This is a genomic window from Candidatus Peregrinibacteria bacterium (assembly GCA_030700255.1).
GTDB lineage: Bacteria > Patescibacteriota > Gracilibacteria > UBA1369 > JABINC01 > JABINC01.
In genome coordinates, this window is the sequence record JAUYJN010000032.1 from 1 (window position 1) to 21,866 (window position 21,866).

22 protein-coding genes are annotated in these 21,866 nt (G+C 38.1%); 7 read left to right on the forward strand and 15 right to left on the reverse strand.

All coding sequences use genetic code 11. The features are described 5' to 3' along the window. The 3 genes from Q8P68_03925 to Q8P68_03935 all read right to left on the reverse strand — a co-directional run. Positions 1-1,791, reverse strand: a 1,791-nt coding sequence (locus tag Q8P68_03925; GenBank protein ID MDP4008312.1) for a thioredoxin family protein, incomplete at its 3' end; no start/stop codon positions are given. 198 nt (positions 1,792-1,989) lie between these two features. Beyond that, entirely contained in the window at positions 1,990-3,354 is a 1,365-nt protein-coding gene (locus Q8P68_03930) for a U32 family peptidase (GenBank protein MDP4008313.1), read from the reverse strand. A gap of 2 nt (positions 3,355-3,356) precedes the next feature. Then, the gene (locus Q8P68_03935; GenBank protein ID MDP4008314.1) at positions 3,357-4,451 is read right to left on the reverse strand and encodes a rhodanese-related sulfurtransferase; all 1,095 of its coding nucleotides are present in this window, start codon (positions 4,449-4,451) and stop codon (positions 3,357-3,359) included. Between the two features lie 83 nt (positions 4,452-4,534). Between Q8P68_03935 and Q8P68_03940 the strand changes: the two genes are divergently transcribed. Next, positions 4,535-4,843, forward strand: coding sequence for a hypothetical protein (locus Q8P68_03940; GenBank protein ID MDP4008315.1), 309 nt, complete (start codon positions 4,535-4,537; stop codon positions 4,841-4,843). Positions 4,844-4,860: 17 nt separating this feature from the next. On the opposite strand, the gene Q8P68_03945 is transcribed toward Q8P68_03940, so the two are convergent. From Q8P68_03945 to pyrC, 8 genes are all read right to left on the reverse strand, one after another. Beyond that, the gene (locus tag Q8P68_03945; protein MDP4008316.1) at positions 4,861-6,378 is read right to left on the reverse strand and encodes a hypothetical protein; all 1,518 of its coding nucleotides are present in this window, start codon (positions 6,376-6,378) and stop codon (positions 4,861-4,863) included. Between the two features lie 9 nt (positions 6,379-6,387). Further along, positions 6,388-7,479, reverse strand: a complete 1,092-nt coding sequence (gene pyrF, locus Q8P68_03950; GenBank protein MDP4008317.1) for an orotidine-5'-phosphate decarboxylase — start codon at positions 7,477-7,479, stop codon at positions 6,388-6,390. An 87-nt stretch (positions 7,480-7,566) separates the two neighbouring features. Next, on the reverse strand, positions 7,567-7,755 hold the full coding sequence (locus Q8P68_03955) for a hypothetical protein (protein MDP4008318.1): 189 nt from the start codon (positions 7,753-7,755) through the stop codon (positions 7,567-7,569). Between the two features lie 84 nt (positions 7,756-7,839). Next, positions 7,840-8,499 (reverse strand): orotate phosphoribosyltransferase, encoded by a 660-nt coding sequence (gene pyrE, locus Q8P68_03960; GenBank protein MDP4008319.1) that lies wholly within the window; start codon positions 8,497-8,499, stop codon positions 7,840-7,842. Positions 8,500-8,523: 24 nt separating this feature from the next. Next, positions 8,524-9,342, reverse strand: coding sequence for a dihydroorotate dehydrogenase electron transfer subunit (locus Q8P68_03965; protein MDP4008320.1), 819 nt, complete (start codon positions 9,340-9,342; stop codon positions 8,524-8,526). A 53-nt stretch (positions 9,343-9,395) separates the two neighbouring features. Beyond that, a complete protein-coding gene (locus Q8P68_03970) occupies positions 9,396-10,322 on the reverse strand; it encodes a dihydroorotate dehydrogenase (protein ID MDP4008321.1) in 927 nt (308 codons plus the stop codon). A gap of 189 nt (positions 10,323-10,511) precedes the next feature. Further along, positions 10,512-11,111 carry a histidine phosphatase family protein gene (locus Q8P68_03975; protein MDP4008322.1) on the reverse strand — a complete coding sequence of 200 codons (600 nt, stop codon included), beginning with the start codon at positions 11,109-11,111 and terminating at the stop codon, positions 10,512-10,514. Between the two features lie 18 nt (positions 11,112-11,129). Then, positions 11,130-12,467 carry a dihydroorotase gene (gene pyrC, locus Q8P68_03980; protein MDP4008323.1) on the reverse strand — a complete coding sequence of 446 codons (1,338 nt, stop codon included), beginning with the start codon at positions 12,465-12,467 and terminating at the stop codon, positions 11,130-11,132. Positions 12,468-12,874: 407 nt separating this feature from the next. On the opposite strand from pyrC, the gene Q8P68_03985 reads away from it, so the two are divergent. Then, complete coding sequence (locus tag Q8P68_03985; protein MDP4008324.1) at positions 12,875-13,780, forward strand: Fic family protein; 906 nt, start codon at positions 12,875-12,877, stop codon at positions 13,778-13,780. A 174-nt stretch (positions 13,781-13,954) separates the two neighbouring features. After that, entirely contained in the window at positions 13,955-14,461 is a 507-nt protein-coding gene (locus Q8P68_03990) for a hypothetical protein (GenBank protein MDP4008325.1), read from the forward strand. Here the strand turns inward: Q8P68_03990 and pyrB are convergent. Next, complete coding sequence (gene pyrB, locus Q8P68_03995; GenBank protein MDP4008326.1) at positions 14,458-15,387, reverse strand: aspartate carbamoyltransferase; 930 nt, start codon at positions 15,385-15,387, stop codon at positions 14,458-14,460. The two genes, Q8P68_03990 and pyrB, sit on opposite strands and share 4 nt — an antisense overlap. A 133-nt stretch (positions 15,388-15,520) precedes the next feature. Here pyrB and carA point away from each other — a divergent pair, with 133 nt between their 5' ends. Continuing rightward, positions 15,521-16,606: a glutamine-hydrolyzing carbamoyl-phosphate synthase small subunit gene (gene carA / locus Q8P68_04000; protein ID MDP4008327.1), complete on the forward strand. Its 1,086-nt coding sequence runs from the start codon at positions 15,521-15,523 to the stop codon at positions 16,604-16,606. Positions 16,607-16,609: 3 nt separating this feature from the next. Here the strand turns inward: carA and Q8P68_04005 are convergent, their stop codons facing one another. After that, on the reverse strand, positions 16,610-16,879 hold the full coding sequence (locus tag Q8P68_04005; GenBank protein MDP4008328.1) for a type II toxin-antitoxin system RelE/ParE family toxin: 270 nt from the start codon (positions 16,877-16,879) through the stop codon (positions 16,610-16,612). 8 nt (positions 16,880-16,887) lie between these two features. Continuing rightward, the gene (locus Q8P68_04010) at positions 16,888-17,139 is read right to left on the reverse strand and encodes a hypothetical protein (GenBank protein MDP4008329.1); all 252 of its coding nucleotides are present in this window, start codon (positions 17,137-17,139) and stop codon (positions 16,888-16,890) included. A gap of 101 nt (positions 17,140-17,240) precedes the next feature. Between Q8P68_04010 and Q8P68_04015 the strand changes: the two genes are divergently transcribed. The 3 genes from Q8P68_04015 to Q8P68_04025 all read left to right on the forward strand — a co-directional run bounded on the left by Q8P68_04015 (position 17,241) and on the right by Q8P68_04025 (position 21,356). After that, positions 17,241-17,822 (forward strand): hypothetical protein, encoded by a 582-nt coding sequence (locus tag Q8P68_04015; GenBank protein MDP4008330.1) that lies wholly within the window; start codon positions 17,241-17,243, stop codon positions 17,820-17,822. A gap of 66 nt (positions 17,823-17,888) precedes the next feature. Continuing rightward, positions 17,889-19,154 carry an S-layer homology domain-containing protein gene (locus tag Q8P68_04020; protein MDP4008331.1) on the forward strand — a complete coding sequence of 422 codons (1,266 nt, stop codon included), beginning with the start codon at positions 17,889-17,891 and terminating at the stop codon, positions 19,152-19,154. A gap of 12 nt (positions 19,155-19,166) precedes the next feature. After that, positions 19,167-21,356 (forward strand): exonuclease domain-containing protein, encoded by a 2,190-nt coding sequence (locus tag Q8P68_04025; protein ID MDP4008332.1) that lies wholly within the window; start codon positions 19,167-19,169, stop codon positions 21,354-21,356. Here Q8P68_04025 and folK read toward each other — a convergent pair. Continuing rightward, complete coding sequence (gene folK, locus Q8P68_04030; GenBank protein ID MDP4008333.1) at positions 21,353-21,778, reverse strand: 2-amino-4-hydroxy-6-hydroxymethyldihydropteridine diphosphokinase; 426 nt, start codon at positions 21,776-21,778, stop codon at positions 21,353-21,355. The genes Q8P68_04025 and folK overlap by 4 nt on opposite strands. Positions 21,779-21,866 lie beyond the last annotated feature (88 nt).

Here is a 21,866-nt window from a genome sequence, read left to right on the forward strand (position 1 = left end):
ACTTATCCCAGCCTTTACCAACTCAACAATCCCATAGCCGGGAAATCTCTGACCATATCCATTCGCTTGTTCAGAACTTATCCCCGCCTTTACCAACTCAACAATATCATAGCTGAGAAAGCTCTTATCATATTTCAACACCTCCTCGTTACTTATCCCCGCCTTTACCAACTTAACAATATCATATACGTCAAATCGCTCGGCGTATCCATTCGCTTGTTCAGGACTTATCCCCTCCCCTACAAATCCAGCGATAACGTATATGTTGAATCGCTCAGCATATCCATTGGCTGTCTCGGGAGACACTTTACTCAAATATAGCATCGCTTTATCTTGAGTGGAAAAATAAGGGTTTGAATATGAAGGCATAGCCTTCTTAAAGAGTTCAAAATCATTCATCATCAACGCAATAACATCAATGGATGTAATCCCATATTCCACCATCTCGGTTATCTCCTCCCTTGTTTTCGAGGGCACAGCCTCATGAATTTTATTTATCAGAAAGTCATTATTCACCTCTATGCCTGCAACATTTTTTAATTCCATAGCGATATCTGAGCTTTCCCTTCCTACGAATGGCATGAATGTCGCACCGCCATCGGTTGTAATATATACGGTGGGTATTCTTTTCGGTTTTTCCACCTTCATTTTTGCAATAAGAGAATCAGACTCTTCCGGAAATTGATCCATCGTTATCGTGAGAAAATTAACCTGCTCACCAACCATACCCCATACTTCATGAACCTCTTGTGCAAAAAGCTTACAAGGTCCGCACCAAGTCGCTCCAATTTCTATTACGGTAGCCTTACCGGATCTCATCATTTTTTCATAATTTTCTTCTGTTAATTCAGTGGTACTTCTTGCAATTTCCCCATGTTCTTGAATACCAAGACTTGTATTATAAATAGCCATAGCGGCAAAAAACGCCTCTTGTATTGTCGTCAATCCGTCGTTGTTCATATCCCTTCCTTCACTGAGAGCGGCAAAAAAATAAGGAGCAAAAAATTGGCAAGCCGTTTCCACCCCCTCCACTCCGGGAGAAAGAGCAATTCCCTCGATGCCTGAATTGATAATAGCCTTCGGAAAATTTCCGCTATAGCATTGATCAAAACTAGCGATTAATCGAGCGCCTTTGTTTTTTATAGGTTTCAAGTACTCCAAAAGCTCACTTTGCCTTAGATTATCACCCTGCAAATATATTGTCGACTCACGCTCCGCCCCACCATCTCCATGTCCGGTTGTATACAAAAACACCAATGCATCTTTTTGCAAAGATGGGTCTAATTGTGAAAAAAGTTTATCGACTCCGCTTTTCGTACCATCAAATTGAATAATTCCTTGGAATTCTTCCAGGTTTCCGGAGTGAGCGACAAATATCTCATCGAACCCGATCCCTTGTAAGGTTTTAATAGCAGATTTTACATTTTCAATATGCTTATCTTCAATATTATCACCATTTATAATTACGGCTATTTTTTTACTCACCGGATACTCCGGCATCATTTCCAAGATTTCTCCTTCCAAAATATCAAGCTTCAAAAGCAATAAATCCACCTTTCCCATTTCAATCTTTTTCATTGTTTTTAATTCCTCTTCTATACGACAAAGTTGGTCCGGCGTGTATCTCGCTAGGTTGTCATAAACCAACTGCTTATCTTCTAAGGTTTTAGCGGATAAAAAAGCGTCCAGAATATCTGTTGCAATTCGTACAGCATCTATAGGGGCTTCCACCTGATTATTCCCATTTAAATCATCTTGAATTTCCGGTTGTGCTCTATAAGAAGAAGGCATAATAATTTTATTTATTTTTTTTCATATTTTTTTTCCCAAATTCAAAAAGATGCTGTAACGATTTATTCTTTTTTTGAAGCTTTTCAATGGACTGAAGTATTTGAACAATACTATCTGTAACCGCTTTCTTTTTCATCTTAGTGATTAATTTTTGATAAAAATCTTATTATTGTATCAAAAAAGAAGCTGAATTACAATTTAATCATTGGCCTGGATTTTCTGACGAAGCATGGTGTGAACCGGAAGATTTGGAATATTCAATTTGATCAAAGCAAGTCCATCGCCACCATGCACAGATTCAACTTTTTCAAACTTCTTATGACTATTATGACTACCTGGAATATTCCAAAGGCCATCTATCGTCATAGCATATTCATCAGTTGGAGTCATAATTTCTATATTAGAATGATCATCAATTCTATTACGAATTTCAACGATGTACACATACTCATCTTTATTTAATTTCTCGCCTGTTTTTTCTTCAAACATTTGGCGGCTCACATCTGAATCTTCACGAACAACCCCAGAGAAAACATGCGTTTGATATGGTAAATTTTTCTCATAATATTGAGCCGCCTCTTTTGGATTTTCAACCAAGAACCCGGGGATAAATCCACGATTTGCAGTCTTCGCCAAATCATCAAGAAGATTTTTATCAAAAGGTTTTCCGGCCTTGATATTATCAAGAGCCTTTCTGTATGTTTTTGCGACTGATGCAACGTAATACACGCTCTTCGACCTACCCTCAACTTTAAAACTTATCACTCCGGCATCGATCAGATTTTGCAAATATTCAATCGCGCACAAATCCCGAGAATTCATAATATATGTACCAAATTCATCCTCATCCACAAGTAAATATTCACCGGGACGTTTAATTTCTTCAAGATAATAATTACCTTCCATCTCCTCATAATTCTCTGGCTTATATACACCTGAGTTTGGTTTCGCCTCATATACTTTGTACTCCCAGCGACAGCTATGAGCACATGTCCCTTGATTGGCATCACGATATGAAAAGTAATTTGAAAGCAAACATCTGCCACTATACGCCATACAAATAGCACCATGCACAAATGCTTCAATCTCAAGATTCGGATTGTGTTCTTTGATTTGTTTGATCTCGCTCAATGAAATTTCACGAGAAACTATAACACGCTCGACCCCCTGCTCATGCCAAAATTTCGCAGAAGCCCAATTGACATTATTCGCCTGAACAGAAAGATGGATTGGAATCTCCGGAGCATATTTCTGAGCAAACATGATAACTCCCGGGTCTGCCATAATGAATGCATCAGGTTTGAGGGCGGCCATTTTTCCCAAAACTTTTTCAAGTAAATCAATCTTCACGTTATGAGGAAAAATATTAACCGTGAAATAAATTTTCTTTCCTAAAGAATGTGCGAGTTCTGTCGCCTCTTTCAAATCATCCAAATTAAATTGGTTTTCACGAGCACGCAATGACAACATAGGCACTCCAACATATACTGCATCGGCTCCATACTGAAATGCAATTTTCGTCTTCTCCAAACTCCCACCAGGTAATAATAATTCAAGTTCCATAGTTAAAATGTTTTTAAAATTTCATTTAATTTTGGTCTAAGACGACTTTTATAAACAGACTGACAATCGCCATCTTTTGCCTCACCTTGACGAAGAGCTCTTTGCTCATCTTCAGGTAATGCAGCGATCTCCATACATTTAGGGGTGCAACATCCCTCATACTTCTGCGCACAATCATCACATTGAATAAACAACAAATGACAATCATCATTCAAACAATTTGTATGTTCGTCACATGGCAATTCACACTGATGACAATTACTCAAAATATCATCTGTAATTCTCTCAGAAAGCCTATCATCAAATACAAAATTCTTACCTTTAAATTTAGATGGCAAACCTTGTGATTCGATTTGTCTTTTGTAATTAATAATTCCACCATTCAGTTGGTGTACTTTTTCAAACCCTTCTGATTTGAGATAAGCAGATGCTTTTTCACAACGAATTCCACCAGTGCAATACAACATAACTTTTTTATCTTTTTGACTTTTAAGCTCATCAACTACCATCGGCAATTCTTCTGCAAATGTATCACAGTCAGGAGTGATTGCTCCTTCAAAATGACCAACTTCTGATTCGTAATGATTACGCATATCCACAATGACAACATCTTCTTCTTCCATCATAGAATTCCACTGACCCGCATCCAAATGAATACCAACATTCGTCGTATCAAAAGCTCCATCATTGAGTCCATCAGCAACTACTTTATTTTTTACCTTAATATCAAGTTTGTAAAAAGATTTTCCATCATCCTCAATTGCAATATTTAGTCGAAGATCTTTAAAAAAATCAGGTCGCATTTCAAGATTCTTTTTAAAAGCTTCAAAATTATTCTCAGGTACAGAAAGTTGAGCATTGAAACCTTCTTTAGCCAAATAAATTCGACCAAAAACACCGAGATCCGACCACTCGACAAAAAGCTCGTGCCGGAGATCTTCAACATTTTCAATATTCACATATCTATACATCGAAAGTGTAGTTCTTTTAAACGGCTCACCCATAAGACGCCTCTTAAGCTCCTCCTTATTGACTTTGTTCTTAAGTCCATTTGGATTCACCATTTGTCCACTAATCTCTATCCTTTTTGCCTTCATTAATATATTAAGTTAAAATAAGCTTGAAGTGCGAAGATTCTACTAATCTAAGCCAAAAAAATCAACCTTAACACAAAAAAATCATGAAAAACACAGCCTACTGGGTCATGCTAATCCTACCTGAAGACAGCGATATCGGGCTCGCAAGGCTTGGATACAAAGATGAAGCAAACAAAAAAGCTGAAATACAAGTCGAGATTTCAGAGGAAATGACAATCATCGAAGCGATCGACGAAGCTCTAAAGCAAGCTAAAAAGAAGAAACTAGAAATGCATGAAGAATTCACTCTCGTATTTCCAATGGATGAGCGAAATGGACTCGCAGGAATGCTGTTGGACATCGCAAGTGAACATGGCTGGGAATTTGAAAGAGAAATTCCAAAGTTTAAATAAAAGCACTCTCGGAAAAATTAATAAGGAAAAGGTATCAGCTCATTTCTTTTCAAATACCTAGGTTCAAAACTCACCCTTGGGACTGAGACTCCGATTTTCTTATAAAATTCCAATTCTTTCTTCTGAAATTTAAATGGTTTTTTCTCTATCGAACAAAAATAAGTATTTTCAGCCAATGATAAATCGATGTCAGAAATCAAATCTGGAATAGTCTCAGCCGACATGAAATCATCTGAATTGATAATAGCCTTTTCAGAAGTCTCCATAGGGAAATAATCTTGAGCAAGGGTGTCTTCATAAGGGAAAAGAGAGAATTTCTCAGGGAAGAACTCACCGTATTCGCCCTCTTTCTTCATACTTTCAATTATTCGACCAACTAGCTCAAAATACTCCTTCTCGGAATATTTTTTATTAAAAATACAGAACTCGCCACCTCGAAGACCTATGCATCCGAAACAATTTTTACAATTCCAACAATTGTCACAATACTGAAGACTATTTGAATACATAACATAATTACAAAATTTCAGATCGTAACAATGTGCAATCGTCACGCATTCGTAACAAAGCTCCGTCTCCATCCCGTAAGCATAAAAATCATAAGTATCCTTAACATCGCGGGCATTCATAACGTATCTGCAATCTTGAAGCTCAGTCGCGCTATAACAATCAAAAGCATTCTGACTATCATAAAGCGAGTCACCGCTACAGTTTTCACTGTTAAGAATTATATGACGAATCTTTGGGAACGAAGAACTCCACTCCTTCCAACTTTTTTTCAAATACTCCAATGATTTATAAGAATCAACTCTATACTCTTTCAATTTCTGTTCGTATTCCTCCTTTGTAAGCTGTTGATTAAAAAAGCAATATTCTTGCCGCTCAAGCCCATAACAAAACATAGAATTTCTAACTCCACGACAATTTCGAAGAAACATCGAGTCGCTACAATTGTCACAATCATCTGAAAACTTCACATTGTAACAATGCTTCACATTGACGCACTCGTAACACAATTCCGACTTAAGCGTATTCGTGCAATCGACACAATCTTTACACTTATCAGCGAAACGACAGTACATACAATCCTCATCATCTTCGGAATTAAAGATGAAATAACAATTGCGGGAATGGCCGCAGTGATTGGCATATTCGGTGTTCTCCAAACTGCCGGCAAGCGCCATATGCATACGCGGAGCCTTGAGCCAAAGCTCATAATATTGATCAAAGAAAGATCTGTTAAAATCATAACTTTCAAGAAAAGGTATTTCAAAATTTTGCTTATGCCATTCATCAGTATGATAAACTGGAAAAGGCGCATCAGGTTTCACGTTTGAAATAATATATTTATCAGTAAGATTGCATTTTCTTTTATAAAGTTTTCGCTCATTACGAAATTGCAAACGTTTTCGAAGACGATCTTTTGGACACAAAGTCGGAAGTGGCACTTCACGTTTCGCATAGTAAGCCTGATCCTGCTGAGTGATTTCAAAATCAGCATGACATACTACACATTTTTGATTAATCAAAACCATAGATACATTCTAAAAAATCGAGTTGAGATCTTTTTTCATTTCAAGAACTGCATTGTGAGCGGCGGCTTCGAAGTGAGAACCATCCTTCGGACCATCTACTTTTTCGTATGCAAAAATAATTCCACGAGAAGAATTGATTATGGCGCCGCGACCATCCTTGTTAAAACATGGAGCGACTTCGGCGGCGCTACCGCCTTGTGCGCCGTAACCTGGTACCAAGAAAATAGTCTCTGGCATAAGTTTTCTGAGCTTGGCCGCTTCAGCCGGATATGTCGCCCCAACTACGGCGCCAACACTCGAGTACCCGGACTTTCCAATTTCCTGTGAGCCCCAACTTTCTGTAAATTGTGCAACCATTTCATATACAGGATTACCACCATCAACAAAGCGGTCTTGTATATCTCCACTCGACGGATTTGAAGTTTTTACAAGTATAAAAACTCCTTTTCCAAATTTCCTAGCAGTGTCTATAAACGGTTTCACCGAATCGTAACCCATGTATGGATTTACCGTCACGGCATCCACATCGAGAAGTTTTATCGAATCATCAAACATTTCCACTTCTCCCAAAAAGTAATTCGCGTAGGCCTGTGCTGTCGTACCTATATCGGATCTCTTCACATCCGCAATGACCATGAGCCCCTTGGACTTGGCATAACGACAAGTTTCTTCAAAAGCCAAATATCCAAAAAATCCATACTGTTCATAAAAAGCTATCTGTGGCTTCACAATCGGCACTAGATCACAAACCGCATCTATAATTCCACGATTAAATTCAAGCAATGCCTTCGATGCGGCCTCTGGAGTAAACCCAAATTTTGCCGTAATCGGATCAACTATACATGCAGGAATTTGCGAAAGGCGTGGATCAAGCCCCACACAAATACATGAACCTTTTTTATCAATCGCTCTGTTCAATTTGTCCGCAAAACTTTCGATTTTCAAATTCTCAAACTTCACTTCAACATCATCCTCATCCTCAACATCACTTACTATCTCTATATCCATCTCAACCCCTGTGACAAAGCCGCCAAGCCCACCCGGATCCCCCGGCCCTTCTTCAGGAATAGCCTGTATAAAATCATCATCATCGTGTGTCATATTTTTTTAAGTTAATTTTATCAAAAAAAAACTACCTTTTGATGAGTGGTTTTTCAAGCTAAAAGTATATAATCCCATATTAATTATTTATCCGGTCATAAGGCTAGCAGCCCCACTTCGGGTAGCCTCCATAGGACCAAGGAAGTCAGGAATAAGTGGAAACCCAATCGCTGAAACAGCAGCGGCCATAGCCAAACCGCCAAAAACTACAATACCGGTTCCGATGGCTAAGTTTTCTGCACCTTCTTTGAAATCATGCGTCCAATTTTCAAACATAATTGATTGTTAATAGTAATACATACTAACACGAATGGGGCGAAAGTCAAAAAATCTTTTCCTCCGAAATTGAGGTATAAAAAGCTATGCCCACTGAGCCTGCCAAGCCTCTGCGTCACGGGTAAATGAAAGAACCATCTCTTGTTCTTCCTTTGTGATCTTACCCATTTCGACTGCAACATCAGTTAAAGTTTGAATGTTTGTAACTGTATATGCGTTAACATTTGACTCTTTAAATCGAGTGCTGGCTTTTGCGAAATTGTAAGAGAAAATTGCTAATACATCTGTAACTGTACATGAGCCCTCTTCTCTAAGTGCGTTCACAGTAACTATAGAACTCCCTCCGGTTGAGATCAAATCTTCCACTACAATTACATGACTTCCATCTGGCAAATCACCTTCTATCATTTTTGCCGCACCATGCTCTTTTGGTTTTGAACGAACATATACCATCGGCATTGCGATATCGTAAGCCAAAAATGCAGCCCAAGGAATTCCGGCTGTAGCTGTTCCAGCTAAATACTCAAAATCAAGATTCTCAGTATTTTCAATAATATCCACAAATGCATCAACGACCAATTCATAAGCTTCCGGATGAGAAATTAACATTCGATTGTCACAATAAATCGGAGACTTAAGACCGGATGTCCAAGTGAAGGGATCACTTGGTTTCAATCGAACAGCACCTATCTCAAGCAAAGCTTTTGCAACTTCTCGAGCGTAATCTATTTTTTCTTCGTTCATATTTTTTAAATTAGAATTCATTTTTTACTTCGCCGCTCTTCGCCAATACACCTTATTCCCAACACTATCCCTGTGATACTCTCCAAAGTCTGTAAGTTTTTTCACATGCTCCAAACTCATGACTGGACCATTTATACAGCTCGGTTCTCCAGTGCCATCGACAGAGCAATTTCCGCAAACTCCAATCCCACATTTCATATATCGCTCAACTGAAATATCACAATCAATACCTCGAGGCTCTGCAATTTTCATAACAGCCTGCATCATAAGCTCCGGCCCACAAGTTGCTATAAATTTTATCTCTTTTTCATCTGCTAGTTTTTCTAAAATCTGAGTGCAATACCCCTTATGACCCTCGGACCCATCATCAGTTGCAATATGCACAGTTACTCCATCAAGGGCCGAAGCTCGATCAAGATAAAGTAAAAACCCTGCGTTACGTGCACCAACTATAAAATCAACTTTGCATCCGTTTTTTACACATGCTTCGGCGAAAAAATAAAGCGGAGCCGCTCCATATCCACCGGCAACGGTTGCAACATTACAATTAGAAGGAATCCTATTTACAGTCCCGTAAGGTCCACGAATGCCTACTTTATCTCCAATTTTTACATTTTCAGCAAGATGTTTTGAAAAAGGTCCTATTACCGCAATCGCAAAAGTCATTTGATGGCCATCATCATATGCAACGGAAAAAGGTTTTTCATCCACCCCTGGAATCCACATATTTACAAATTGCCCAGGCAAAGCTCCAAGCGAAATATCTACAACATATTCATAAACTTGCTCGTTAAGTTGTTTTTTCTCCAATATTTTTGCCGCTTTCGGCATTCCTTGTAACATATTTTATGATAAATTTATTATTAATATTTTCCATACAACCACACAGGGAAATGCTACGCATTTCTGTGAATACAACCAATTATTTCAGTCAGATCCTTAACTCCATTTTCATCACACCACTCACTCATTTCATTTGCAATCATTCCAAAAACTTCCGGTCCACGATAATAAGTGGCAGACCCTACTCCAACTAGCGTTCCACCAGCCATCATCATAGCGACAGCGTCACGACCAGTCAGTACTCCACCTGTAGCAATAACTGGAATTTTTACAGATTTATAAATATCGTATACACATTTGAGGGCAATTGGATGAATAGCCGGGCCGGATAGCCCGCCAACTTTGTTGGCAAGTATTGGCGCGCGCAGATCTATATCTATCGCCATGCCAGGACCAACCGTGTTTATAGCAGTAATTGCGTCAGCGCCAGCCTCTTCGCAAGCGCGCGCAATCTCTCCAATATTCGGAACATTTGGAGATAACTTCACAGACATTGGAGTATTTGGAAAATATTTTTTCACTTCACGAGTTAAATCAACTGCATCCATTATCGAACATGCAAAAGGTTTCCCAAATTCATTTTCCACATTTGGACAAGACATATTTACTTCAATTAATTGAGGATTTATCGCATTTATTCTATCTGCAATAGCCAAGAAATCTGACTTCTTCCCTCCAACTATATTTACAATAAGCGGAGCTTCTCCGGTTTTGATAAACCCACCAAGCTCATCCATGGCCTTTTCAAGTCCACCGTCAGGAAGCCCAACCGCATTGAGCATCCAATTTTCATTTGCTATCACAACCGGATTTGCATGACCTTTGTGTGGCTCCAACCAAACGGATTTTGAAGTTACGCCACCGGCCCCACATTCAATCACATACCGAAGACTATCCCCGGTAACGCCCAAAACTCCCGAGGCAAGAACCAGAGGGTTCCGAAATTTTACGCCGCAGAATTCAATGCTTAGGTTTGCCACTACACGTTTGGTTACTTCAATTATTCACTGCTTCATTAAAGCTAAAACACACTACACAATCAAGGAAATTAAATGCAAATTCCACAAAACAACCCTTCAAACGGAGGCCACCCTCCTGCAATCACTTCCCAAACACCTTTTCCTCGGGGAAAAAGTGGTGAGTCGCAAACCCGAGAAATTAAGTTTTAACTAATCCAAATGAACAGTGCAATCAATCAATACCTCCTTTCCGATTCCATTTTCATCGAACTCAATAATATTCACACAAGTATTCCCCTGTGAAATAGAAAACATTTCATCTAGCGGAACGTTAAGTGCCGCACTCAAAAACGCTCTATTGTATCCGCCATGTGCAACCATAAGCACGGTCTTGCTAGGATATTCTTTGAGCAACCTATTTAGAAATTTTTGCCCACGAATACGAACATCATGATAATTTTCACCATCAAGCGGACGCAATGAAACTTCAGTTAAACCCGCACTGTCGATTTCTTCAAATAGCTTTTCTTTTAAACATCCGGTAAGCGCTCCATAATTACGCTCCCGCAAATCAGAGGTCACATAAAAAGGCACGTCATGAAATTGCGAAATAGCTCCGGCAGTTTTTACCGCACGATTGAGATCACTACTAAAAATCATATCAATTTTCTCACTCGCCAAACGCTCCGCAAGCTTCTCTGCCTGCGCAACACCAAGAGGCGTCAATCGACCAAGTAACTCATCCTGCCCCTGCATAACTCCACTCACATTTTCAAAAGTCTGCCCATGTCTAACTAAAATAATTTTCATAATTGAATTGAGCGTAATTTAATTTGCAAACTTAACTTCTGTACCCTTAAATTCATCCAAAACTTTCCCATCATCGTATACGAGTATACCATGTACAAAAGTCATCACCGGCCAACCTTTTAATTTTTCGCCATCAAATGCGCTCCAACCACATTTAGAAAACTGCTCCCTGTTTTTTACTTCTTTTTCCATGTCCATATCAATTATAACCAGGTCCGCATCATAACCTTCTTCGATCACACCTTTATTTATAATCCCAAAAATCCTCGCAGGATTTTCACACATAAGTCGTACAACATCTTGAAGATTTAATTCTCCACGATTCACTTCATTGAGAAGTAATGGTAAAGAAGTTTGAACACCGGGAATACCGGAAGGAGCTTCTGTGTAAGACCTCTCTTTTTCCTCTTTTGTATGTGGAGCATGGTCAGTCGCAATCATATCTATAGAGCCATCTTTCAAGCCTTTGCGCAAAGCTTTGTTATCAGTTACATGGCGAAGTGGTGGGTTCATACGAGCATAATTTTCGAGCCTATCATAATCCGAAGTATTTAAAAACAAATGATGTGGAGTCACTTCGCAACTAAGTCGAAGATCATGTTCAGTGGATTTAGCAGCTTTAAATTTTTTCACTTCATCAAGCTCAGATTCGCACGACATATGGCAAATATGCAATCGATTTCCATATTTTTTACCGATATGAATCGCTTCTTTGGTAGCAATATGGGCGCATTCGCAAGAACGAATTTTACTGTGCACACTTGGATCGTTTGAGTCTTTAAATTTTTCCAAATTCTCTTTCATCATAAGTTCACTCTCGGCATGGATAGCAATAAGTATGTCTGGCAAAGATTCGAATATTTTTTCAATAACGGAATGTTCATCAACAAGCAAATCTCCGGTCGAAGACCCCATATAAATTTTTACACCGGCAATATTCGAAGCTTTTTTTATTTCTTCAATATTTGTCGGCGTAGCTCCTATATATAGACCATAATTAACTCGCGTTTTACCATTAATCAAACTCCTTTTAGCATCCAAGGCTTCGACTGAAATTGCAGGCGGATTATTGTTTGGCATATCAAGCACAGTTGTAACGCCACCGGCGATCGCCGCCGCCGAACCGGTTTTCCAATCCTCCTTATATTCATGCCCAGGTGTCCTAAAATGCACATGCGCATCTATAACTCCAGGCAACACATACATACCTTCAAGGTTATACTCTTCATCAAATTCACCCATAACCTCATGCCCACCTTTGTAAATTTTCGCAATCTTCCCATCCTCAATCAAAATATGCCCCTGAAAAGTTTTCTTTGGGGTGACTATATTTACATTTGAGAGAAGAGTTGTCATCAGTCTTAAACTTAGTTTTAAATTTGCAAATAAAGAATATCTAACGTGAATTTCAATTTATTTAAGCCAATTCAATTATAGACTGTGATACGATCAAAATCTATTTAAAATATAACAAGCCTTTTTGTACTCCATGCGCAAGAAGTGAAAATCAAAGCGAGCTCAAGTCCGAAAACCGCCCAAAGCATCCACGGTGCCTGAATTATCATCCCCATCACATAGTCCGTACCAAAATAAACCCCGCCCTTACGGGCGGGGAACTCCCGCTAGATTAGAAAAATGACGTTTTAAAAGTTAAATTCAAAAACCTATTTTATCGCTATTGTATGGGCAAAAGGATTATTACGTTGCTAATAAAGCCGCTTCTATGTTATAATTTTTTTGTATTTTAAAAGTTAAATGAATTTATGTTATTTGTCACGAAAAAAGTTATAAATAAAAAGAGCTATTACTACCTCCAATATGGGGGGCGTAGCTTATGCTTGGGAGATGGTGTCCCACATAATATCAAGGATTTGTTAATTGGATTTTTTACGAAAATAGGCGATGACGCGATTGCGAAATTAAACTCGGCCGCCGTAAAAACCTTTGCTCCAAAAAAACTCAATGAAATCGAAAAGATGAAATGCCTTTTTACGCTTATATCTTCGAGTGAGTTATTTACCAAAGAATATGCCGACTATCTTAGACAGTTTATAATGCAATTTGCTTTTAATTCCAATCGTTCGGAAGGGTCAAAGACCAAAAGAAACGAATTCGAAAAAATTGCAATAAGCAATATTCGAAAACCAAAAAATCGCACGGAGAGGGAGGTTCTGAATTCGCTTGCGGCTATCAAATTCGCATTCTCCGATGAAATGAAATGGAATCTCAAGAGCATCCGAAAAATACATTCTTTACTATTGCATGATCTGGACGATCCGCTTATTGTCGGCAAATGGAAGACTGAAAACAATGTAGCTCCCGGAGAGCAACCGACAGCTGCGCCATCACAAGTGAAAAATGAAATGAAAAAATTACTGGAGTGGTTCGTGGAAAATAAAAAGAAAATTTACCCTCCTCTCCTTGCCATAGAATTTTATATTCGTTTCGAATCCATCCATCCTTTTCTTGACGGCAATGGAAGGGTCGGAAGAATTCTTTTCAATACGATTTTATTCCACTTCAACTACGCACCAATAGTATTTTTTAGTCAAAATCATAAGGCTCACTGTAGCGCCATTACAAAGGCTACTCATGGAAGATCGCGAAATTTCCGACACCAGTTTTTGGATCAAGCCAAAAAAACATTTAACTTGATTAAAATCATATGAATCATAACTGCAAACAGTGCTCAAATAAATTTGAGGTCACTGATGATGACCTAAAGTTTTACGAGAAGATTTCACCTGTGATCGGCGGGGTGAAATATGGCATTCCTAAGAACTTACTGGACAAACCCATGCGAAATATTGTAAAATTAATCATTCAAATTAATTATAAGTACAATGAAGGTAACGACTGCATGGGAAAATGGAGGTGAAATACCACAGGAATACACAGCTCGATTAGGGTCTAATGATTTCGATGGTGTAGAGAATATATTTCCGGGAATCACAATCACAGGAGTGCCGGAACAAACACGTGCACTTATATATTTAGTGTATGATAGTGAAGATAGCGATAATTGGTGTCATTATGCGGCTGTAGGGCGAGGCGAGGACACAACGATCCCAGAAGGTGCGATCTCAGAAAGAATATCAGCTCTCGGCATTAAAGAACAAACCAACCAAGCAAAAGAAGTGGGATGGACTGGCCCATACACAGCGAGCAAAGGAGAATACCATATGCTAGTCATTGCAGTAAATCTAACTCCTGAACAAGCTATAGAAAGAGTGGCTGAATGGACCAAGGATAACGTGTTAGCATTGTGCGAAGAAGACGGAGTAGAAATAGACCGCGCAGAGATCGTTGGAAAATACACAAATCCAAAATCTCTGGAATTAGAAACTTAAGCCCGCCCAAGCACCATTGCTAGCAGTGCCATTCTGACAGTTACTCCGTTTCGAGCTTGTCGGAAATATGCTGCTCCCGGGAGCTCATCTGTATCTTCTTTGATTTCCCCAACTCTAGGAAGCGGATGCATAATTGTCATATCGGATTTACCAGTCATGGCTTTTGCTTTGTCTAAAATAAATACGCTCTTAAGTCTCTCATATTCCGCATTATCTAAAAACCGTTCTCTTTGAATTCTAGTACAATATAAAACATCAACACCTGCAGCTATCACCCCATCAAAATCTTCAGTCTCTTCATAAGAGACATTATGTTCATCCAAATATGAAGTTACTTTTTCCGGCATCCTAAGTTCATCCGGTGAGATAAAAATCATCTTCACATTATAGTGTCCAAGCAAATAACAAAGTGAATGAACCGTTCTTCCATATTTCAAATCTCCACTCATTGCAATAGTTAAGCCATCCACCTTTCCTTTTTCTTCAAAAATAGTATACAAATCCAATAATGCCTGAGTTGGATGTTGTCCCGGCCCATCACCGGCATTTAAAACCGGTACCGAAGCGGCGTTTGCCATCTCATCTACGGACCCTTGGTCCGGATGCCTCATAGCAATAACATCAACATAATTTTCAATCGTCTTTCCTGTATCGTGAACTGTCTCACCTTTATAAAGAGATGAGAACTGCATACCGACTGCAGTTACAACATCACCTCCAAGCCTCTTCATAGCAGTCTCAAAAGAAAGTCGCGTCCTTGTTGATGGCTCGTAAAAAAGACTCGCCATCACATACCCTTTTAACAAATCTGATGTCTGTTCTTTGAATGCATATCGCTCCATACCTCTAGCCACTTCCATTATTTTCTCAAGATCTTCTCTTGAAAATTGTTTTGTCGAAAGTATATCAGCGCCTTTGAATTCCATGTGAAAGAGAGTTACAAATTGATATCACGAGAAATGTAGCACTTAGAAGCTTTAAAAGTAAATTAAAATCAGATCGAAGCTATTGAAAAACTTACCTCATCCCTTTACAATCGTCCTGATAATAATCCAAATTATGACAAAGAAAGAGGTTCAAAAACTTAAACTCGTACTCGAAGATGGCTCAGTTTTCGAAGGAGAAAGCTTTGGTGCGTACCGTGAAACAGATGGCGAGGTGGTTTTTGCGACTGCGATGGTCGGATACCCGGAGAGCCTAACTGACCCTTCATACAATGGACAAATCCTAACTTTTACCTCGCCACTAATCGGGAATTATGGAGTACCAAAAAGTACACCAAAGAAGGATATAGAAGAATTTTTAGAAAGTTCACGCATCTGGCCACGAGCAATTATCGTAAGTGAATATTCAGAAGCTTACAGTCACTGGGAGGCTGATAAGTCACTTGGATACTGGCTCAAAGAACATGACGTGCCTGGGATAACAGGCGTCGACACACGAACCTTAACGAAAAAAATCAGAGAACACGGAGTTATGCTTGGGAAAATACTTTTTGAAAACACAAAAGCGAATAATAAATTCGTTGACCCAAATGAAGATGACCTAATTTCGCAAACAAGCATAGAGAAACCAAAACATTTTGCGTCTGGTAAAAAACATGTCGCACTTATCGACACGGGAATCAAAAACAACATCATCAGATCGTTTCTCAAAAGAAATATCAGCATAACTCTAGTACCTTGGGATCATGATTTTTCAAAAGATAAAACGAAATACGATGGCTACTTTTTCTCAAATGGCCCTGGCGATCCAACGTCAGTACCGGAAACTGTAGAAGCTATGAAACATGCATTCACAACAGGTAAACCAACATATGGAATCTGCATGGGAAGTCAAATTATGGCAATCGCCGCAGGTGGCAAAACATACAAAATGAAATATGGTCATCGTTCACACAATCAACCTTGTACCGATCTTGAGACGGGACGATGCTATATAACAACTCAAAATCATGGATTTGCAGTAGACGCCAAATCCTTACCAAAAGATTGGAAAGTCTGGTTTGAAAACGCAAACGACAAAACAGTAGAGGGTATCAAGCACAAATCAAAACCATTCGCATCGGTACAATTCCACCCTGAGGCAACAAGCGGCCCTACTGATACAGAGTTTATCTTCGACCAATTTGTGAGACTTTTGTAGAAATCATAATCCATACACATCTTTTCGATGCTTTATCTTCAAAATATTAAGTATTGAAAAACGCCCATCTCTATCAACCCAAAATACAGCTCTAAAGTCACCAATACGAAACCTATACATAGCTTCATAATTTCCTTGAAGTCGTTTCGCAAAATCCAAAGGATTCTCCTGAGAAGCATAAAATGCGATTTTATTAATAATCCTCTCGGCAATTGAAGACTCTATTTTTTTTAAATCTTCAATAGCCTTATGAGTATATATTACTTTATACATAAGCTTTATTATAAAAGTCCAAATTCTTTCATAACCTCCTCTTGAGAGTAAACCTTACCCTGTTTAACTTGAGCCATCGCCTCATCAAGCTCCTTCGCAAACCTTTGCATTGCAAACTCTTTCTCATCAATAGGTTTAATTTCACAAACGGGTACATTCTTTTTTAAAACAATATAAGTTATATTACCTTTTCGAGCTTTTTTAATCGTTCCAGCAAGATTATCCCTAAATTCCTTCATACCTATAAATTTCGTAGTCATAATATGATGTTACAAATTACACCTTAAGTGTACATCATAAAATTAAATTTAAAAAGAGGAAAATATGTGTAATATAAAAAATATAGACTAACAATCAAAAAATGACAGATAAAGAATTACTGGGAATAATTGCATTAATTATTAGCATAATAGGATATATCCCATATATCAGGGGTATTTTTAGAGGTAAAACCCACCCTCACGCATTTTCATGGTTGATCTGGGGATTGATAACCGGAATTGCTTTCGCTGCACAAGTAAGTGACCGAGGTGGGGCCGGCACTTGGTCAACCGGCCTTTCTGCATTTTTATGCCTCTTGATATTTGTACTCGCATTAAAAAAAGGAGAAAAAGACATTACTATAACGGACTGGATCAGCCTTGCATTTGGACTACTGGCAATTCCTCTTTGGGCAATAACAAAAAGTCCATTTTGGTCAGTTATACTTATAACTGTAGTTGATCTAATCGGATATTATCCAACTTTTAGAAAAACATATATCAAGCCGCATAGCGAAAATCTATCTATGTATATATTAGGATCACTCAAATTCGTCGTCTCTCTGTTCGCTTTAACTAACTTCTCGTTTATCACAGCGTTTTACCCACTGGTTATTGTGGCAGCAAACATAATCTTCATATTCATGGTGGTCTGGAGACGCCAAATTTTAACTAAAAAATAAATTAGCCTTCAGGGACTTAAAAATGGTAAAGTTGTTTTGAACAAAAATAAACTAACCGCTTTCATTATGAAAAAAACATTTATATCGCTAGTATTTGGGATTATAAGTATCTTTATTTTTTCAAATATAGGTTTTGCCGTCGCGAAACCAACGATCAATCCTGTAAAAAGCCCTTTCAAAGGAACCAAGCAGGTCATTACAGGGACCACCGCTCCAAATGCTCGTATTACTGTAACCGGAGGTCCTTACCAAATCCCACCAATAAATGCGGATGCAAGTGGGCATTTTGAATTAGTCCTATCGCTAACACAAAACAATACAAATATTTTTCAAGTATCAGCAACTGTCGGAACTGAAATCAGCGATCAAATACAAATTACAATTGTAGAGAGTGCAACGGAAGCATCCGCACATCAAGCGCAAACAGGACAAGATTATAGTGCTCCGGATGCGCCAGTGATTGAAACCCTTGACCATACGGTAGATGCTTATTTTTATACTATTCGCGGGGATGCAGAACCGGAGACGCGTATTTTTGTAACCGGAGACGATGAGGTCGAAACCGTAACTTCTACAAGTGGAATATTTTCTGCAAAAGTCAGGCTCAATCAAGCTAAGAAAAATACATTCTACCTGGAAGCGCATGATGCAGATGGGAATATAAGTCCAAAAACAAAATTTGAGATATTAGAAAAAGGTGAAACCGGTGAAGTTGATGATGTTAGAGTTGTAATTGATGAAACCAATGGTACTAATGCTTCTGAACCAAGTATAGCTGATCCATTCACAGATATAGCCGGACACACAGCGGAGGAATACATTGAAGCTCTTAGGCTACAAGGTGTTTTACAAGGTTATGAGGATGGTACCGTAAGGCCTGATGCATACGTTAATCGAGCTGAATTACTCAAAATGGCAATGTTATCATTTCAAATAAATGTACTAACCGAAGCTAGTCGTTCACCATTTAGTGACGTACCAAGATTCATATGGTTTGCTCGTTTTGTAGAGACCGCAAAAGAAGAAGGTATAGTGACAGGATACATAGATGGCAACTTTAGGCCGGACCAAACTGTGAACAGGGCTGAAGCGCTAAAAATAATCTTAGAATCATCTCAAGTACCATACAATCCAAATCCACCGGCAGAATATTTATTTAGTGATGTAAAAGAAGAGAATGATGCAGAGTGGCATTACAAATACGTATATTTTCTAAAGCAAAATTCAATAATTTCCGCCTTTGCGGATGGTGGCGCTCATCTATCCGATCAGATGACACGTGGAGATCTGGCTGAGATAATTGTACGACTTCAAAATTTCCAAAATCAGTAAAAAAATATAAGAATGAAATTCATTGCGCTTGATTTGGAAACGACTGGCCTCGATGCCAATAACGATACTATTATTGAATTTGCCGCTATTGTGTTTGAAGATGACAAAATTATTAAAGAGCTGCAAATGTTAATAAATCCGCTAAGGCCAATCCCAAGCATAGCGACAAATATAACCGGAATAACTGATGAAATGGTAAGTACTGCAAAACCATTTGAAGACTACAAAGAAGAAATTCAAAATTTCATAGGCGATTTACCAATACTCGGACAGAATATAAGTTTTGATATTGGTTTTTTAAAAACTCATGGAATCGAACTTACCAATGAGCAACTGGATACTTTCACTTTGGCTCGCGCCATCATCCCAAAGGCTCAATCATATAGCCTGGAAATCCTTACTGAAAATTTTAACATAGAACATGCTGGCGCTCACCGCGCATACGACGATGTAGTTGCTAGTGTAAAACTAATGGAGAAATTAAGATTACTTCTCCTAAAAGAAAGTGATGAGACTTTAGAAAAAATCAAAACACTATTAGGGAAATACACCTGGTCATGGAAAGAGTTTTTCTTAAACTCAATTGAACAAAAGAAACTATATGAATCACAATTAAAAGATATTGATGATTGTAGTTTTATAATGGATGAGCACGGAGAACCTCACAAAAAAGAAGTCACACCGGATCACACAATCCCACTTGAAGGTAAGAAAATAACAGAAGGATTTATCGACCCGGAAAAATATGATTTTTCTGAGAAAACATTAGTTGCCATGCCGGGCACACGAGCATTTTATTTTCCAAAAAATACTTTTAAACTTAAATACAACTATTTACTTCCGGAGGAATTTGAGAAGTTACTAAATAAAAATATAAAACTAAATGAAGATGAAGTAACAACCTGTATAAAATTAATAATATGGTTTTCCAAAACAAAAACATTTGAAACAACTGAGCTGAGTTTATATAACAAAGAATATAGTATCGTAAATCGTATAAATTTGGATGAGCACAGAACTCACGAAATTTACGACAAAAAATTACAAGAGCTGGAGAAACTCAATAAAATTTATATAAGCCATTCAAACCTTCTAAAACTTGCAACTCTGAATTTAGATCTTGGACTGGAGATAAAAAACTTAGTTGTACTCGATGCTATTGAGTTCGAAAAATCATTAGCAAAAAATATGACCGTTAGCATAGGTGTCGGTGACTGCGAAGGCGAAGGCGAAATGTTATTCGGATTACTTGGAATTATTTTTGAAAAATTCAAACCGAACGATTTGTCATTCCCTGAAATAACAGTCGATGAATCAATAAAGCAAAGTCAAGAATGGAAAAATGCTGAGATGACCGCTATGAAAATCATCGAAGGATTCATGCCTCATATACCGCCGAAGCTCCGCCTACTCAAAGAAGCTCTTGAAGAACGGGATAAGTTCAACGTTTCTTTGATGAATCCAAGTGAAGGAGATGTGCTGATCAGAATAACATCAAGGGATATCTTACAAATGTTAGATGAGAAAATTTGGCAAAAATTCGACAACATAATAATAAATGATGACATAGTTGAAGTTGATAATAATAAATTTTTAAAACAAGCTCTAAAACTTGAAGGTTTCGAAACGAAAAAAATAAATGAAAAAAACGAGATTGAATTCACTTCATTTCCAGACATGTCCGACTCAAAAAGCAAAGATTTTCCGGTGGAAGTAGCGGAGAAGGTAAAAGAAATTTTAAATAAATTTAAAAATGTTGTTATCGTATTTTCAAGCAATGGACCTATATCTCATTTTATGGAAAAAATTAATGAGAAACTTGAATTGGATCACGACAGCACGTCAATCAATGTTTTCGGCCAAGGCGTCTCCGGTTCAAATGGAAAAATAATCAACAAAATTCAAGCTGATGGTAGCAATATTATTTTAGCAAATTTTGATTTCGCACTTGAGCTTATAGAAATTTTTAAAGAAAAAAACATAAACGACATAGCACTCGTATTTGTGAAGCTACCATTTATGCATCCAAACAATTTGTATATGAAATATGTAGAAAGTTTTTACTCTGCCTCCTACGATGCATATACCAAATACTCGCTCCCAAAAGCTAAGTGCCAAATTTTAAAAATGATCCGTCGATACAAATCCTCATTTGAAGACACTCATGGATACGTACTGGATAGTAAAATCCAAAAACGCTAGCTCGAGCAAATCTCCGCAATCAACTCCTTAATGTAATCCTTCTCTATAGTATGGTGCGGAAGGCGAAGCTCTGGGTCCCACCCTTCTATTTCATCGTATTGTAAGATATCTATATCTATAATTCTTGGACCCCATTTGACGTACCCGTCGTCTTTGGCCATCACTTTGCCAAGTTCCCTCTCAACTCCCTGGCATATATATAATAAGGTATATGGAGACTTCTCTCCGTCAAAATTATCACTGAATTCTACCTGTAATACCTGATTTACAAAATCAGGTTGAGTTTTTATACCCCAAGCTTTCGTAATAATTTCCGATGAAGCGCCGACAATTCGGATACTATTTTCTTCGAGTAATCGGCGAGCGGAAGCTAAATTCTCATACTCGTCACCATTATTTGAGCCGAGGCTTAAGTAAATCAAAGTCATAAATATTAAAAAACATAGTCTACTGTATAACAAATCGATTTTTTTTACCATTGACATTTTGGCAGGTCATACCTAAAATTTC